16 protein-coding genes are annotated in these 14,900 nt (G+C 56.3%); 3 read left to right on the top strand and 13 right to left on the bottom strand.

The window, feature by feature from the left end; translation table 11 throughout:
- Window positions 1-18: 18 nt before the first annotated feature.
- From PGR23_RS17785 to PGR23_RS17815, 7 genes are all read right to left on the bottom strand, one after another.
- Window positions 19-1,215: an NAD(P)/FAD-dependent oxidoreductase gene (locus PGR23_RS17785; protein ID WP_396279415.1), complete on the bottom strand. Its 1,197-nt coding sequence runs from the start codon at window positions 1,213-1,215 to the stop codon at window positions 19-21.
- On the bottom strand, window positions 1,212-2,138 hold the full coding sequence (locus tag PGR23_RS17790) for a VOC family protein (RefSeq protein WP_289575921.1): 927 nt from the start codon (window positions 2,136-2,138) through the stop codon (window positions 1,212-1,214). The genes PGR23_RS17785 and PGR23_RS17790 overlap by 4 nt, the downstream gene beginning before the upstream one ends.
- An 88-nt stretch (window positions 2,139-2,226) precedes the next feature.
- Window positions 2,227-3,015 carry an IclR family transcriptional regulator gene (locus PGR23_RS17795; protein WP_045392053.1) on the bottom strand — a complete coding sequence of 263 codons (789 nt, stop codon included), beginning with the start codon at window positions 3,013-3,015 and terminating at the stop codon, window positions 2,227-2,229.
- A 13-nt stretch (window positions 3,016-3,028) separates the two neighbouring features.
- Window positions 3,029-3,778: an SDR family oxidoreductase gene (locus PGR23_RS17800; protein WP_396279413.1), complete on the bottom strand. Its 750-nt coding sequence runs from the start codon at window positions 3,776-3,778 to the stop codon at window positions 3,029-3,031.
- Complete coding sequence (locus tag PGR23_RS17805; protein WP_020077956.1) at window positions 3,778-4,800, bottom strand: aromatic ring-hydroxylating oxygenase subunit alpha; 1,023 nt, start codon at window positions 4,798-4,800, stop codon at window positions 3,778-3,780. Before PGR23_RS17805 ends, PGR23_RS17800 begins: the two co-directional genes overlap by 1 nt.
- A gap of 10 nt (window positions 4,801-4,810) precedes the next feature.
- Window positions 4,811-5,119, bottom strand: a complete 309-nt coding sequence (locus PGR23_RS17810) for a recombinase-like helix-turn-helix domain-containing protein (protein WP_004144765.1) — start codon at window positions 5,117-5,119, stop codon at window positions 4,811-4,813.
- Complete coding sequence (locus PGR23_RS17815; protein WP_004151769.1) at window positions 5,116-5,439, bottom strand: Rieske (2Fe-2S) protein; 324 nt, start codon at window positions 5,437-5,439, stop codon at window positions 5,116-5,118. The genes PGR23_RS17810 and PGR23_RS17815 overlap by 4 nt, the downstream gene beginning before the upstream one ends.
- 427 nt (window positions 5,440-5,866) lie before the next feature.
- Between PGR23_RS17815 and PGR23_RS17820 the strand changes: the two genes are divergently transcribed.
- Window positions 5,867-7,087 carry an MFS transporter gene (locus PGR23_RS17820; RefSeq protein WP_396279412.1) on the top strand — a complete coding sequence of 407 codons (1,221 nt, stop codon included), beginning with the start codon at window positions 5,867-5,869 and terminating at the stop codon, window positions 7,085-7,087.
- 3 nt (window positions 7,088-7,090) lie between these two features.
- Here PGR23_RS17820 and speB read toward each other — a convergent pair whose 3' ends face one another.
- The 6 genes from speB to PGR23_RS17850 form a co-directional block, all read right to left on the bottom strand.
- Window positions 7,091-8,011, bottom strand: a complete 921-nt coding sequence (gene speB, locus PGR23_RS17825) for an agmatinase (protein WP_015369744.1) — start codon at window positions 8,009-8,011, stop codon at window positions 7,091-7,093.
- 153 nt (window positions 8,012-8,164) lie between these two features.
- The gene (locus PGR23_RS17830) at window positions 8,165-8,839 is read right to left on the bottom strand and encodes a hypothetical protein (RefSeq protein WP_047044077.1); all 675 of its coding nucleotides are present in this window, start codon (window positions 8,837-8,839) and stop codon (window positions 8,165-8,167) included.
- Window positions 8,840-8,989: 150 nt separating this feature from the next.
- A complete protein-coding gene (speA, locus tag PGR23_RS17835; protein WP_020077953.1) occupies window positions 8,990-10,966 on the bottom strand; it encodes a biosynthetic arginine decarboxylase in 1,977 nt (658 codons plus the stop codon).
- An 8-nt stretch (window positions 10,967-10,974) separates the two neighbouring features.
- Window positions 10,975-11,091 carry an acid stress response protein YqgB gene (yqgB, locus tag PGR23_RS17840; protein ID WP_015369741.1) on the bottom strand — a complete coding sequence of 39 codons (117 nt, stop codon included), beginning with the start codon at window positions 11,089-11,091 and terminating at the stop codon, window positions 10,975-10,977.
- An 84-nt stretch (window positions 11,092-11,175) separates the two neighbouring features.
- Entirely contained in the window at window positions 11,176-11,325 is a 150-nt protein-coding gene (locus PGR23_RS17845; protein ID WP_418269008.1) for a hypothetical protein, read from the bottom strand.
- A gap of 170 nt (window positions 11,326-11,495) precedes the next feature.
- On the bottom strand, window positions 11,496-11,768 hold the full coding sequence (locus PGR23_RS17850; RefSeq protein WP_152906363.1) for a hypothetical protein: 273 nt from the start codon (window positions 11,766-11,768) through the stop codon (window positions 11,496-11,498).
- A gap of 136 nt (window positions 11,769-11,904) precedes the next feature.
- Here PGR23_RS17850 and metK point away from each other — a divergent pair, with 136 nt between their 5' ends.
- Together metK and PGR23_RS17860 are read left to right on the top strand one after the other, a co-directional pair.
- Window positions 11,905-13,059, top strand: a complete 1,155-nt coding sequence (gene metK, locus PGR23_RS17855) for a methionine adenosyltransferase (protein WP_004149807.1) — start codon at window positions 11,905-11,907, stop codon at window positions 13,057-13,059.
- A gap of 391 nt (window positions 13,060-13,450) precedes the next feature.
- Entirely contained in the window at window positions 13,451-14,845 is a 1,395-nt protein-coding gene (locus PGR23_RS17860) for a sugar porter family MFS transporter (RefSeq protein WP_045379571.1), read from the top strand.
- Window positions 14,846-14,900: the final 55 nt, after the last annotated feature.

Consider the following 14,900-nt stretch of genomic DNA (forward strand, 5'->3'; position numbering starts at 1 on the left):
CTTAAGGGTTCGCGTTAATTATCGCAATGACATCAGCGAGAAAGTCGGGTCAGCGAGCGGGACGTCAGAGAGATCCCTCCCCGCCGCCATCCAGCGCTTCGCCAGCTTCACGGTACGTGCATTATTGAAGGCCACCAGCTGCGTTAAACGTCCATCGGCATTGAGCGAGAAATAGAGCGCGCCCTGCGGCTCGTCACGCACGATGGTACGGCTGCCCGCCTGCGGGATCCCCAGGATCTGGATATTGCGATCGTATTGATCCGACCACAGCCACGGCGCCTCGTCGTAGCCGCTGGCCTGCGGATCGAGCATCGCTTTCGCCGTCGCGATGGCCTGATTTTGCGCAAAGGCCCACGACTGAATGCACAGGCCATACTGATGATGCTGAGCGACATCGCCGGCGGCGAAAATCGCCGGATCGCTGCTGTGTCCCTGGGCATCGACGACAATCCCGCGCTCGACAGCGAGCCCGGCATCGCGCGCCAGTTCCAGATTGAGATCGACGCCGATCCCCACCACCACCGCATCGAAGGTTTCCCGCTGGCCGTCGCAGTGCAGCGTCGGCAGGCCGTTATCATCTTCCAGCTCCAGCGCGCCGCAGCCGCGGCGAATATCAACGCCCTGCCGGCGATGCAACTCATCCAGCGCCTGCGAGACCTCCATACTGACCGAGCGCATGCACAGCGCCGGCTGCTGTTCATAAAGGGTCACGGCTACGCCGCTTTTGCGCGCCGAGGCGGCGATTTCGAGGCCAATCCAGCCGCCGCCGACGATCGCCAGCCGCGTTGCCGATGCCAGCCGCTGCTTCAGACGCTGCGCGTCCTGCCAGTGGCGCAGGGTATAGACCTGCGGATGCTGCGCCCAGGCCTCGGACGGCAGGCGCGCGCGGCCGCCGGTGGCGATCAGCAGTTGGTCGTACGCCAGCGTTTCGCCGTTGCTCAGCGCCAGGGTTTTATTTTGCCGGTCGATCGATTCCGCGCGCAGCGGGCGGTACCAGCGCAGATCCAGCGCCTGTTGCGCCTCGGCGCTGAATAATCGCGGCAGCGCCGGTTCGGCCTCCAGCAATGCCGCTTTCGACAGCGGCGGGCGCTCGTAAAAATCCCATTGCTCTTCGGCAACCACGCAAATCTCGCCGCTAAACCCTTCATCACGCAGCGTTTTCGCCGCCCAGCCGCCAGCCTGACCGCCGCCGATAATGACTATCCGCGCCGTCATACCGCCTCCGGTTTTTTCTGCTGGCGACGGGTATCGTGATCGATACCGCCTTCCACCGCCCATTCGGTAAAGGACACGAGTGAATGCTCCAGCTCGCGCGGCTGCCAGTTTTCCGTCAGATAGTCATCGTTGGTGTAGTACTCAAAAGCGCCGCCGGTCGGGCTGTTGACATACCAGAAGTAGGCCGAGGAGACCGGATGGCGGCCGGGGCCGATAAACGTGCTCCAGGCGTTTTTATTCATCGCAATGCCGCCGCCGATCACTTCGTGAATATCACGTACGGTAAATGCGACGTGGTTAAGTCCACGTTTGCGGTTGGGCAACTGCAATAAGAAGAGGTTATGGTGGCCGCCGCGCACGCCGCAGCGCAGGAACACCGCGCGATTGATATAGCGGTCTGACACCTGGAAGCCGAGCACTTCGCGATAGAAACTTTCTACCGCCGCCAGTTCTTCCACGAAGAACACCACGTGACCGACGTTAATCGGCTGTGCGCGGTCGTACACCGGGCTTGGGGTGTCGATGCGACGTACATCGCCCCACTGGTTGATCGGCTCGACGTTCAGTTCCACCGCTGTTTGCTGGCTTACCTGCACCCGCAGCGTCATACCGTTAGGGTCGCGGCACTCCAGCGCGCCGTCGATTTCACGGAAAGCGGGCTGACGTTCCAGCTTCGGGCGCAGCGCATCCAGCGCCGCCCGATCCGCCACGCCCCAGGTCATGCGACGCAGGGTGTTGCCCGCCTCAAAGGCTAGCGGCAGGTCGGCGCTATCGGTCGGGTTAAGTTCGACCCGCGCGCCGCTGAGGGTGGTAAACGCGCGGCCGCTGGCGTCGCCGGTCAGGCCAAAATCGCGCATGAATTTCGCGCTGTGGTTCAGGTCGTCTACGCCAAATTCCAGCTTTTCAATTCCGGTAATACTCATTCTTCGTCGCCTCTTTACCGTTCAGTCGCCCGAATTTGGGCGTAAAACATGCCCGACGCAATCAAGCGCCTGCCGTTAAGTTGTTGATTTAACTTGCCTGTGACAAATATCCGAGGAAACCGGAAATTTTGTCCGCCGCCATACTGACCTCGTTCTGTAACCGCTCGCGATCGCTTTGCGGGATCTCGTCCGACGGCACCAGAATGCTAACGACCGCCGCCACCCGGCCGCTGCGGTCAAAGACCGGATAGACAATCGATGAGATACCGTGGCGATAGAACGATTCGCCAATCACATAGCCGCGAGCTTTATCCTGCTGCACCATCTGCCACAGCGCTTCGCGGTCGTACAGCTGGCCCGGCGTATTGCCCGGCAGACGTTCATCCGGGAACAATTGCTCAAACTCGCTGCGGGAAACATCGGTCAGCAGCATTCGGCCAAGCGAGGTGCAGTGCACCGGTAGCCGCGTTCCGACGCTGACCTGGTTGATACGCGAACCGGCGGCGCTGACGCGGGCGATGTAAATGATGTCGCGGCCATCGCGGATCGCCAGATGGCTGCTGCACTGGCTGATATCGCGCAGTTGCTCGATGACCGGCTGACCCACCTGGGCGACATCCAGTGAAGCGATATATTCAAAGCCCAGACGCAGTACGTTCATGCCCAGCGAAAAGGTATTGGTGCGGGCGTTACGCTCGAGAAAGCCCATATATTCCAGCGTCTGCACCACGCGATAGGCGGTCGCTTTCGGCATATCCACCAGCCGATGCAGCTCGGCAAAGGTCAGATCGCGATGCTGCTCGCCAAACGCCAGCAGCAGTTGTAAACCGCGCTCAAGCCCCGGTACCAGGTACTTCACTTCCTGATCGTTCGCCATACCGCCTCACTTGTTAGTTAAAGACAAAACCGCCGTTGACCGGGATCAGCTGGCCGGTGATAAAGCGCGAAAGATCGCTCAGCAGCCAGACCACGCTGCCGGTGACATCTTCCGGCTGCTGCGCGCCGCTGAGCGCGCGGCCGTTCTCATACAGCTGATGACGCTCGGCGGGAACATATTCCGTGGCCTCGACGCGAGTCAGCCCCGGCGCAATGGCGTTGATACGGATCCGCTTTTCACCCAGCTCGCGGGCCATGGAACGGGTCATCGCAATTACCGCGCCCTTGCTGGCGACATAGGCCATCAGCCGCGGCGCGCCCCACAGCGCGGTGTCCGAGGCGACGTTGACGATCGCCGCGCCTTCCCGCAGCAGCGGTACCGCAGCGCGGGTCACCAGCCAGGTGCCTTTAACGTTGACCGTCATCACCCGATCCCACAGTTCCGGATCGTAATCGATCATATTTTTACCGCCGACGCCGGTCGCCATCGCCGCGTTATTGACTAAGCCATCGATAGGCCCCTGCGCGCCGATGGCGCTAAAAACCTGCTCGATCGACGTTTGACTGGCAAGATCGATGGCGTGGGACTCGACCTGATAGCCCTTCTGCTGCAGGCGATGAGCGCTTTCCGCCAGCTCCCCCTGTAGGATGTCGCACATCACTACCGTCGCGCCCTGCGCGGCGCAGGCTTCGGCAAAGTGGTAACCCAGGCCGCGCGCCGCGCCGGTGACGACAATGCGTTTACCGTTCAGCAGGCCGTTCATCAGGCGGCACCCTGCTGCGCTTCGCGGAGCGCTAGCTGCTCTTTCGCCGCTTTCTGCATCATGCGGCGCAGTCGGGACAGACCGACATCATGTTGATAGAGATATTCATGATCGCGGGCGTTCGGCGCCAGGCTCTCCAGCACCACGCGATCCTGTTCCAGTACTTCCCAGTGCAGTTTTTCCAGACGGTTGCGGTACATAAAGCGCCACAGATCGCGCTGCCAGCCCTGTACGCCGCGGATGCGCCAGAAGAAGACGCGGCAGTTGTCGTTATCTTCCGGAACCACCATGCCGACGATCCAGAAGTGGCCGCCCGGCCCGAAACGCTTTTTGTACGGAATAGACAGGCGCATCCAGTAGGCGCCGCTGTTGCCCAGTTCAACCCAGTCAAAGTTGACGCCGCTCTGCCCTTTTTTCTCGAAGATAAAGCCGGTTTTCGTCGGCTGCAGCACCATATCGGCTTTGCGATCGCCTTCCGCCATCGAGTGCGATGACGAGTGCAGATAGGTACCGTGCATCGGGTCCATCACGTTTTCCAGCGCGTACTGGTAGTTGCATTTCCACGCCGCGGTGCACAGGAAGTTACTGTATTTTTCGTGGTCGGCCAGTTCCTCCGGGAAGCTCAGTTCATCAGGCTGCTGGTCGGCGGTGACGCCGAACCACAGGAAGATTGCCCCATGCGCTTCCTGCACGCTGTAGCTGCGCACGCACTGCTGGCCGACCAGCGGGCAGCGGTCAACCGCCGGGACGTCTTTGACTTCGCCGTTACCGGCGACTTCCACCCCGTGATACCAGCAGGCGATACGATCGCCTAAGTTCCAGCCCATTGACAGACGCGCGCCGCGATGCGGGCAGCGGTCTTCCAGCGCCTGCACCTGACCGTCTTTATTCCGCCAGACCACGATCTGCTCGCCGAGACGGGTAATGCCCACCGGCGCAGACTGCACCTCCCAGCTCGCCAGCACCGGATACCACAGACCGCGCAACCCTTTATCAAGATAGTTTTGTACCGTTGTCGTCATTACTGTGTCCTCAGTAGCCGTTGACCTGTAAAAATGCCTGGAAGCTGCTTTCACTCCACGGTTCGCCCTGCTGGTCATGCATCCTGACGCCATTGAGACCGTTCACCAGCTCACCGAGACTTTCCGCGCCCTGTTCGAACAGCGTTTCCAGGGTCGCGATAAGCTGAAGCTCCCAGTTTTCCGGCACCCGGCTGCGGGTTTGCCAAATCAGATTGTGATAGTCGCCAGGCTTATGGATATTGCCGTTTCCGCCTTCCGCCGGTGGCGTAAACTGGCGGCTTTCCGGTAGCGCCGGGTTGAAGTCCAGGGATTCGCTCATGCCACGTTCTCCTCGATAAAAGTAATCTGGATCTGATTGTCGTATACCCGCACCGGGTAACGATTAAGGTTGCGGCCGCCGGGGCCATGCAGGCACTGGCCGGTTTTGACGTCGAATACCGCCTCATGCAGCGGGCATTCCACCTTGCCATCTTCGACAAAGCCCTGGCTCAGGAGCGCATAGGCATGAGGGCAAACGTCTTCCAGCGCGTAATATTCGCCATCAATCAGATAAATACCGATTTCCTTACCATCGATATTGCCGCTATAGGGAAAATCTTCCTGTACTTGCTCCGCGTCACATACGCCTATCCAGCTCATCGCAATCCTCCAGGCTTTTGTTTCATATATGAAACTCTGTTTCTTATTTAATACGGTCAATATAAAAGCGGTGAATGTTTCGTCAAGCGTTAATGTGACGAAGTTGTTAATGAAAGGCTTTTAAATTAGCTAAGTGTGCAATTGATCACGAAAAACTGCATTCAGATGAAATGATGATATTTAAAGAGGTGATCCATTATAAATAAAAATGCCGATTTAAATTTCACATGCGGCTATTGACTTCTTTTCCAGACGATCATTAAAAATGTGCAATAGCGGAAAACATGATGTTTCACCCATGAAACAATACTTTATTTAATCGTTAAAAAACAATGAGTTTCACAGGTGAATCATTTTACTTATGTGACTATTTCTGGCGTTAAAAAATAATAACCGGCAATCATTAAATTAAGCGTGGAGATAACGAATGGCGGCAAGATGGCAAGGGGTAATAGCACTACTTTTGTTAATAATTATTTCCTACGTCGATCGGGTAAATATCTCGGTGATGATCCTTAACCCGGAATTCGCTGCCCATTTCCAGTTAAATGAAAACAGAATGTTACAAGGAATGCTAATGACATGCTTTCTTCTGGGTTATGGGTTTTCGGCATTATTATTAACACCAGTTATAGAAAGTAGATGGCATTATCGTCAGGGACTGTTAAGCAGCATTGCGATATGGGCGCTGGTGTGCGCCATTTCCCCGTTACTCGGTTCACTAATGGGAATGTTAATCGCGCGCATTGTTCTTGGCTTGGCGGAGGGGCCGCTGTTCTCACTGAAAACGCGCTTTATCAACGACAACTTCGCCGCCGATGAAATAGGTAAACCGAATGCGGTGACCGCTCTCGGCGTATCGTTGGGGCTGGCGGTGGGCTTCCCGCTGGTCACCTGGCTGATGGCGCACGTTGGCTGGATCGGCGCCTTCTACGCGCTGGCGCTGCTGAATTTGCTGCTCGGCGGTGGATTAATCTGGCGCTTTCTCCCCGCGCCGCAAGTGGCCGCACAGCGCGCGAAGCCTGGCCTCAGCCAAACTTTTGCCCTCGCCTGGCGTACGCCGCTGCTTGGCTGGATCTTGCTGGTGGAAATCGCCACGCTCAGCTATCTATGGGGGAGCAGCGCCTGGTTGCCCGCCTGGCTGCGCGATGAGCACCACTTCTCACTACAGGCCACCGGGCTGCTGGCGGCAGTCCCCTTTCTGTTAAGCCTGGGCTCAAAGTTTCTTGGCGGCGTGCTCCTCGACAAAATGCGCCCGGAGCAGGCGCCGCTGCTGTTTATTATCGGCGGCCTACTCACTGCCGGTTCCGTGCTGGCGCTGATGCTCAGCCAGCAGCCGGCGATGCTGGCGCTGTTTATGCTGGCGGCTAACGTTTTCTGGGGATTACAGGGGGCGGCGATCCCGGCGGTGGTGCAGCATCACGCCCCGCGCGAAGCGGTGGGCAGCGCCTATGGGATCATTAACGGCATTGGCAATATCTGCGCGGCGTTTATTCCGCTGCTAATGGGAGTGGTGATGAAATCGGTGGGATCGGTAAGTTCAGGTTTTTCCGTTCTGGTGGCCTCGCAGCTGATCACGCTGTGCGCCGGCGGCGTACTGCTGCTGCGCATGCGTCGCGCAGCAGCAGCAGCAGCAGTAAACGCTTAAAAATTAGTCGCCTTTCTTCGCCGCCTGAATATAAAGCATCTCCAGCGCCAGAGTCGCCGCCGCCAGGGCGGTAATTTCAGACTGGTCATAGGCCGGGGCGACTTCAACCACGTCCATTCCGACGATGTTCAGATCCTTCAGGCCGCGCACCAGTTTAATCGCACGGTCAGAGGTCAACCCACCGATCACCGGCGTACCGGTACCTGGCGCAAATGCCGGATCCAGACAGTCGATATCGAAAGTCAGGTACACCGGCATATCACCGACGATCTGCTTCACCTGAGCGATGATGTCATCGACGCTGCGGTCGTTAACCTGGCCCGCATCAAGCACGGTGAAACCGTTATCTTTATCAAATTCGGTACGAATACCGATCTGCACGGAGTGGTTCGGATCGATAAGCCCTTCATTCGGCGCGGTGTAGAACATGGTACCGTGGTCGAATTCACAGCCGTTGGCGTAGGTATCGGTGTGGGCATCGAAGTGTACCAGCGCCATTTTACCGAAATGCTTGGCGTGGGCGCGCAGCAGCGGCAGGGTGACGAAATGGTCGCCGCCGAAGGAGAGCATGCGTTTGCCGGCCGCCAGCAGTTTCTCCGCGTGCGCCTGCAGTTTCTCGCTCATTTCGCGGGCGTCGCCGAAGGCGTAGACCAGATCGCCGCAGTCCACGACGTTCAGGCGTTCGCGCATGTCGAAGTTCCATGGGAAACGGTTGTGCTCCCAGGCGAGGTTGGTTGACACCTGACGGATCGCCGCCGGGCCATGGCGGCCACCCGCGCGCCCGGAGGTCGCCATATCAAACGGCACGCCGGTGATGACCCAATCCGCATCGCTTTCATACGGCATAAAGTTCATCGGCAGACGCAGGAAACCAAAAGCGTTGGATACCAGGGAGTTATCGTATTGATGACCTAAAGTGCTCATGGATATGACCTCTTTTCACAGTCGTGGAACGTAAAAAATAAGTATAAAAAAACCCCTCCGCGTCGTTAGGCCCGACGAGGAAGGGTTTGAATTGGGTTACTGCTTATAAGGACAAATTATCGCCTGAAAACCGCCCGGCGGCAAGCGGGACGTTTATTTTTGACAAGGCGCCGGCGCTTTTCCGCGTAAGGCAAAAGCGGCAAAACCGATTGCCCCGACGTTGCGACCAATCTCCTGGGCAGATTGGACAGCGTAAGACGCTGAGACGTTTGAAAACTCAAATGCCGTTTCAACGCGGCTGTTTTTACGAAAACCTTTGATCGCCAGCGAGCCGCCAGCCGGCACAATATAGCCGCTATTATTGAGCGAAGCGGCCTTACCGCTCAGCACATCAAGACCATCTACCGTGGCGACAATTTCATAATCCATGCTGCGGCTATAATTGCGGACGTATAATTGATACTGCGTACCATTATGCGCCTCAATGGCATATTGCCATTCGCCCGTATCATGATTATAACTACGAGTGATAGGAAGAAAATTATAATTAGCATCACGTACCGTATATTCCAGGTCACCTGGATGAATATTATACTGTTGATCAAAACCAGTTTGATACGGGCCGGAATAATCAATCGATACCATTTCGTCAGGGTAACGACCCATGCGTTCCGCGGACCTGTGTTTAATCGTTGAGCGCAGGTCGTTCTCTTCATGAGGGCCGGCCACAGAGGGGCGCGCCGCGCAACTATTGTTTGCTATTGGGCGCGAACAGCCGCTTAATAGTAATACACCGATTATAAAACCGTAATACGGCATGCTTTTCATATACCATCCCTGTCCCACTGCTGTAATTTCCTTGCGGCAGTGTACGGGCCTTTACGGTTTTAAAAAGCATGCAATATGATGTTTCAGATTTCATTTATAAAAAAGGCCGGTTTATGAATCTAAACCGGCCTTTCCACAGAGGGCTCTTAATTACTCATCTTCAAGATAAGTATATCCGTATAGCCCCGCTTCGAACTCTTCAAGGAACTGCTGCTGCAGCTCGGCGTCGAGACCGGTATTTTTCACCTGATCGCGGAACTGAGTCAGCAACGTATTCGGATCCAGTTGGACGTACTGCAGCATATCCGCCACCGTATCGCCCTCATCGGAGAGCTCAACCTCAACGCTACCATCAGGGAAGACGAAAACGTCTACCGCTTCGGTATCACCAAACAGGTTGTGCATGTTGCCGAGGATCTCCTGATAGGCACCAACCATGAAGAAGCCCAGCATCGGCGGGTTCTCCGGGTCGTATTCCGGCATCGGCATGGTGGTGGCGATCCCGTCGCCGTCAACGTAATGATCGATGGCCCCATCGGAGTCACAGGTAATATCCAGCAGCACCGCGCGGCGTTCCGGCGACTTGTTCAGCCCTTCCAGCGGCATTACCGGGAACAGCTGATCGATACCCCAGGCATCCGGCATCGACTGGAACAGCGAGAAGTTGACGTAGATTTTATCCGCCATACGTTCCTGCAGCTCATCGATGATCGGGCGATGGGCGCGGTTGCTCGGATCAAGCTGTTTTTGCACCTCATGGCACATGTTCAGATACAGCTGTTCCGCCCACGCGCGCTCCTGCAGATTGAAGGTGCCGGAGGAGTAGCCGATATGGATATCGTGCAGATCCATTTGGCTGTCATGCAGCCATTCACGCAGCGAGCGGCGGTTGCCGGTTTCGTGCATCTCCAGCCAGGTTTCCCACATGCTCTGCAGCGGACGCGCGGCGTCTTCCGCCGGCGGGGTCGCCTCGGTGTATTCGTTGCGTTCAACGCCGATGATATTGGAAACCAATACGGTGTGGTGCGCGGTCACCGCGCGGCCGGACTCCGTAATCACCGTCGGGTGCGGCAGGCCGTTCTCTTCACAGGCATCGCCGATAGCCCAGATAATATTGTTGGCGTACTCATTCAGGCCGTAGTTCACCGAGCAGTCGGACTGCGAGCGGGTCCCTTCGTAATCGACACCCAGACCGCCGCCGACGTCGAAGCACTGAATATTGACGCCCAGCTTATGCAGCTCGACGTAGAAACGCGCCGATTCGCGCACGCCGGTGGCGATATCGCGAATGTTGGCCATCTGCGAGCCGAGGTGGAAGTGCAGCAGTTGCAGGCTCTCAAGATGACCTGCCTCGCGCAGAATCTCGACCAGTTGCAGCACCTGCGTCGCCGCGAGGCCAAATTTTGATTTCTCGCCGCCGGAGGACTGCCATTTACCGGATCCCTGCGAAGCCAGACGCGCACGCACGCCAAGGCGCGGCACCACGTTCAGACGGGCGGCCTCTTCCAGCACGATGGCGATTTCCGACATCTTCTCGATGACCAGATAGACCTTATGGCCCATCTTCTCGCCCACCAGCGCCAGACGGATGTATTCGCGATCTTTATAACCGTTGCAGACGATCACGCTACGGGTCATGCCCGCGTGCGCCAGCACCGCCATCAGTTCAGCCTTCGAACCGGCCTCCAGCCCCAGCGGTTCGCCGGAGTGGATCAAGGATTCAATCACGCGACGGTGCTGGTTGACCTTGATCGGGTAGACAAGGAAATAGTCGCCGTTGTAACCGTAGGATTCACGCGCGCGCTTGAAGGCGGCGTTAATCGAGCGCAGACGGTGTTGCAGGATCTGCGGGAAGCAGAACAGCGCCGGTAGGCGTTGTCCCTGGGCTTCGCGCGCTTTGACCAGCTCGGCCAGATCGACGCGCGCTTCCGGGACGTCAGGATCCGGGCAAACGCTGATATGGCCCAGTTCGTTAACGTCGTAATAGTTATTACCCCACCAGGCAATATTGTAGGTACGTAGCATTTTGCTGGCTTCCTGGGAGCTCATCGCAACCTCCTGCATGGAACGTAGTACACCGTGTTCGCCTGCTGACGAAAGCGAACCCAAAGACATGTCGTCAGACATAGCGAACCTCAACTTGTAATATTAACTACTATCGCAGTCGACAGACGCGATAACAACCCATGAACAGCCTTTAATCCCAGCAGATAGTGCTGGCACTGCAGCTGCGCGACCGGTTTCTTATTCATATATAGTAAAACACGTACCCGAAGCTGGTATGACAGCCCGGAGAAACCACGAGAAAACCCTTGCTCACGCAAGAGCGCCCTTGTTCAGTTTTCAAAAAGCCTGGAGGCCCTGGAATCCTGAGAAGCGCCGAGATGGGTAGAACATCGGCAGGTTTGCACGAAAGAGATGCAGATTGCGGGATAGAATTGCGCGACAGAACGACGCGACGAATCAGGCGAAAAACGTTGGTTCATTATCTGGTATCACCTCCACACTGCCCCGAAAAAGGCCAGCGACAAGCCAAAGCTATACCCGTCATACTTCAAGCTGCAGATGCGTTGGCTGCGTGCGTTCATCCCAGTCACATAGTTATCTATGCTCCTGGGAATTCGCGCCCTTGCCGCCTTCCTGCAACTTAAATTATTTAGGGTATATACATATCGTACAGCCGGCGAAACCGCCGCTGTGTAACAGAGTGCTTAACCCGGCTGGAAGTGGCGTCACGAGATGGAGCTTCGTGCGCTTTTTTAATGAGCCGCGCGCGGCGTTTTATACCGAGAAGCGGGGTAAAATGCAAAATAAAAATACGCGCCTTGCCGGGGTTGTCAGGAAAAATTTCCACCACGCTTTTTCCATTAATGCGGGCGATGTCAAAAAAATGTGGAAATGCGATGAAGTTCTGACCTAAAATAGCCATCCAGAAGTTAATCCATCTATACTGATTAACACTCAGACTGCTCGTGTCACTACCTGCAAGCTTTGGTAGGGTCATCTAACAAAGCCTCTCTACACAACAGTATGAGCTACACGAATACTCACAGGTAAAATAAAACATGGCAAAACACCTCTTTACGTCCGAGTCTGTATCAGAAGGGCATCCAGACAAAATTGCTGACCAAATCTCCGATGCCGTGCTGGACGCGATCCTCGAACAGGATCCGAAAGCGCGCGTAGCGTGCGAAACCTATGTCAAAACCGGCATGGTTCTGGTTGGCGGTGAAATCACCACCAGCGCATGGGTTGATATCGAAGAGATCACCCGTAACACGGTGCGTGAAATTGGCTACGTGCATTCCGATATGGGCTTTGACGCCAACTCTTGCGCCGTCCTGAGCGCTATTGGTAAACAGTCCCCGGATATCAACCAGGGCGTTGACCGTGCCGACCCGCTGGAACAGGGCGCGGGCGACCAGGGCCTGATGTTTGGCTATGCCACTAACGAAACTGACGTGCTGATGCCGGCTCCGGTGACTTACGCGCACCGTCTGGTACAGCGCCAGGCTGAAGTTCGCAAAAACGGTACCCTGCCGTGGCTGCGTCCGGATGCGAAAAGCCAGGTCACTTTCCAGTATGACGACGGCAAAATCGTCGGCATCGATGCGGTTGTGCTTTCCACTCAGCACGCTGAAGATATCGATCAGAAATCCCTGCAGGAAGCAGTGATGGAAGAGATCATCAAGCCGATTCTGCCGACCGAATGGCTGAACGCTTCCACCAAGTTCTTCATCAACCCGACCGGACGTTTCGTCATCGGCGGCCCGATGGGCGACTGCGGTCTGACCGGTCGTAAGATCATCGTTGATACCTACGGCGGCATGGCTCGTCACGGCGGCGGCGCGTTCTCCGGTAAAGATCCATCTAAAGTTGACCGTTCCGCAGCCTACGCGGCGCGCTATGTGGCGAAAAACATCGTTGCCGCAGGCCTTGCTGACCGTTGTGAGATTCAGGTTTCCTACGCTATCGGCGTCGCTGAACCGACTTCAATCATGGTCGAAACCTTCGGCACCGAAAAAGTGCCTTCTGAACAGCTAACCCTGCTGGTACGCGAGTTCTTCGACCTGCGTCCGTACGGCCTGATTCAGATGCTGGATCTGCTGCACCCAATCTACAAAGAGACCGCGGCTTACGGTCACTTTGGTCGCGAACATTTCCCATGGGAAAAAACCGACAAAGCAGCCCTGCTGCGCGAAGCGGCTGGCCTGAAATAAGCCACCCCGCTTGACTGCTTAAGGCCAGCCCCGCGCTGGCCTTTTTGTTGCCCTGAATCTCTCTCCCCGACGTTTGACCATCGTTGATCCATTTCCCTCCTCCACGTGATGAAAGCGATTACATATATACCGCAAGGGCGGGATTGTTTTAGCTGCCAGTAGGCACGAACTCTTTTCACAATGTTACATAACATGTCGAATATTGCCGTTTCAGCGCAATCTTATTGGCGAGGTTTGATTTTTATATCTATGATTTGAATATATTTTTACTGATTACATATCTTTACCTTAGTGTAACCGATTACACAGTCGTGATTGTAATCACGTTTTTTTGTCCGGCACTGCCCTACTCTTAGCAGCGACAGAATCAATCACTCAACTGGAGGGCGTTATGCCTGACAACAAAAAACAAGGGCGTTCAAACAAGACGATGACGTTCTTTGTCTGTTTCCTCGCCGCGCTGGCCGGCTTATTGTTCGGCCTTGATATCGGCGTTATTGCCGGCGCCTTACCGTTCATTGCTAATGAATTCCAGATCAGCGCACACACCCAGGAGTGGGTGGTCAGCTCCATGATGTTCGGCGCCGCCGTCGGCGCAGTGGGCAGCGGCTGGCTCTCTTTCAAACTTGGGCGTAAAAAAAGCCTGATGATCGGCGCGATCCTGTTTGTGGCCGGTTCACTCTTTTCCGCCGCCGCGCCGAACGTCGAAATTCTGCTGATTTCCCGCGTATTGCTGGGGCTGGCGGTTGGCGTCGCTTCTTATACCGCGCCGCTGTACTTGTCGGAAATCGCCCCGGAGAAAATCCGCGGCAGTATGATTTCGATGTACCAGTTGATGATCACCATCGGCATCCTCGGCGCCTACCTCTCTGACACCGCCTTCAGCTACAGCGGCGCGTGGCGCTGGATGCTCGGCGTGATTATCATCCCGGCAATCCTGCTGCTGATCGGCGTAATCTTCCTGCCGGATAGCCCGCGCTGGTTTGCCGCTAAACGCCGTTTCGTCGATGCCGAGCGCGTCCTGCTGCGCCTGCGCGATACCAGCGCGGAAGCCAAACGCGAGCTCGATGAAATCCGCGAAAGCCTGAAAGTCAAACAGTCCGGCTGGGCGCTGTTCAAAGAGAACAGCAACTTCCGCCGCGCGGTGTTCCTCGGCGTACTGCTGCAGATCATGCAACAGTTCACCGGGATGAACGTCATCATGTACTATGCGCCGAAGATTTTTGAACTGGCGGGCTATGCCAATACCACTGAGCAAATGTGGGGCACGGTGATCGTCGGCCTGACCAACGTACTGGCCACCTTTATCGCCATCGGCCTGGTCGATCGCTGGGGCCGTAAACCGACGCTGATCCTCGGCTTTATCGTGATGGCCGCCGGTATGGGCGTGCTGGGCAGCATGATGCATATCGGTATTCATTCTGCTACCGCGCAGTACTTCGCGGTACTGATGCTGCTGATGTTTATCGTCGGCTTCGCGATGAGCGCCGGCCCGCTGATTTGGGTACTGTGTTCTGAAATCCAGCCGTTGAAAGGCCGTGATTTCGGCATCACCTGCTCCACCGCGACCAACTGGATTGCCAATATGATCGTCGGCGCCACCTTCCTGACCATGCTGAACTCTCTCGGCAGCGCCAACACCTTCTGGGTCTACGGCGGTCTGAACGTGCTGTTTATCCTGCTGACTATCTGGCTGATTCCGGAAACCAAAAACGTCTCGTTGGAACATATCGAACGCAACCTGATGCAGGGACGTCCGCTGCGCGAAATCGGCGCCCGCGATTAATCCCCTCTGTGCTTCCTCCCCATCCGGGAGGAAGCTTCTTCTTGCTCTCCCCCGC

This window comes from Klebsiella sp. 141162 (assembly GCF_050600755.1).
GTDB lineage: Bacteria > Pseudomonadota > Gammaproteobacteria > Enterobacterales > Enterobacteriaceae > Klebsiella > Klebsiella aerogenes.

Bases quoted from the DNA above. Each gene is read 5' to 3' on its own strand.
- PGR23_RS17820 (WP_396279412.1), top strand. From the start codon at position 5,867: ATGGCGGCAAGATGGCAAGGGGTAATAGCACTACTTTTGTTAATAATT.
- PGR23_RS17850 (WP_152906363.1), bottom strand. From the start codon at position 11,768: ATGGCTATTTTAGGTCAGAACTTCATCGCATTTCCACATTTTTTTGAC.
- PGR23_RS17815 (WP_004151769.1), bottom strand. From the start codon at position 5,439: ATGAGCTGGATAGGCGTATGTGACGCGGAGCAAGTACAGGAAGATTTT.
- speB (WP_015369744.1), bottom strand. From the start codon at position 8,011: ATGAGCACTTTAGGTCATCAATACGATAACTCCCTGGTATCCAACGCT.
- PGR23_RS17805 (WP_020077956.1), bottom strand. From the start codon at position 4,800: ATGACGACAACGGTACAAAACTATCTTGATAAAGGGTTGCGCGGTCTG.
- speA (WP_020077953.1), bottom strand. From the start codon at position 10,966: ATGTCTGACGACATGTCTTTGGGTTCGCTTTCGTCAGCAGGCGAACAC.
- PGR23_RS17830 (WP_047044077.1), bottom strand. From the start codon at position 8,839: ATGAAAAGCATGCCGTATTACGGTTTTATAATCGGTGTATTACTATTA.
- PGR23_RS17800 (WP_396279413.1), bottom strand. From the start codon at position 3,778: ATGAACGGCCTGCTGAACGGTAAACGCATTGTCGTCACCGGCGCGGCG.
- PGR23_RS17860 (WP_045379571.1), top strand. From the start codon at position 13,451: ATGCCTGACAACAAAAAACAAGGGCGTTCAAACAAGACGATGACGTTC.
- PGR23_RS17790 (WP_289575921.1), bottom strand. From the start codon at position 2,138: ATGAGTATTACCGGAATTGAAAAGCTGGAATTTGGCGTAGACGACCTG.
- PGR23_RS17845 (WP_418269008.1), bottom strand. From the start codon at position 11,325: ATGAACCAACGTTTTTCGCCTGATTCGTCGCGTCGTTCTGTCGCGCAA.
- PGR23_RS17795 (WP_045392053.1), bottom strand. From the start codon at position 3,015: ATGGCGAACGATCAGGAAGTGAAGTACCTGGTACCGGGGCTTGAGCGC.
- yqgB (WP_015369741.1), bottom strand. From the start codon at position 11,091: ATGAATAAGAAACCGGTCGCGCAGCTGCAGTGCCAGCACTATCTGCTG.
- metK (WP_004149807.1), top strand. From the start codon at position 11,905: ATGGCAAAACACCTCTTTACGTCCGAGTCTGTATCAGAAGGGCATCCA.
- PGR23_RS17810 (WP_004144765.1), bottom strand. From the start codon at position 5,119: ATGAGCGAATCCCTGGACTTCAACCCGGCGCTACCGGAAAGCCGCCAG.
- PGR23_RS17785 (WP_396279415.1), bottom strand. From the start codon at position 1,215: ATGACGGCGCGGATAGTCATTATCGGCGGCGGTCAGGCTGGCGGCTGG.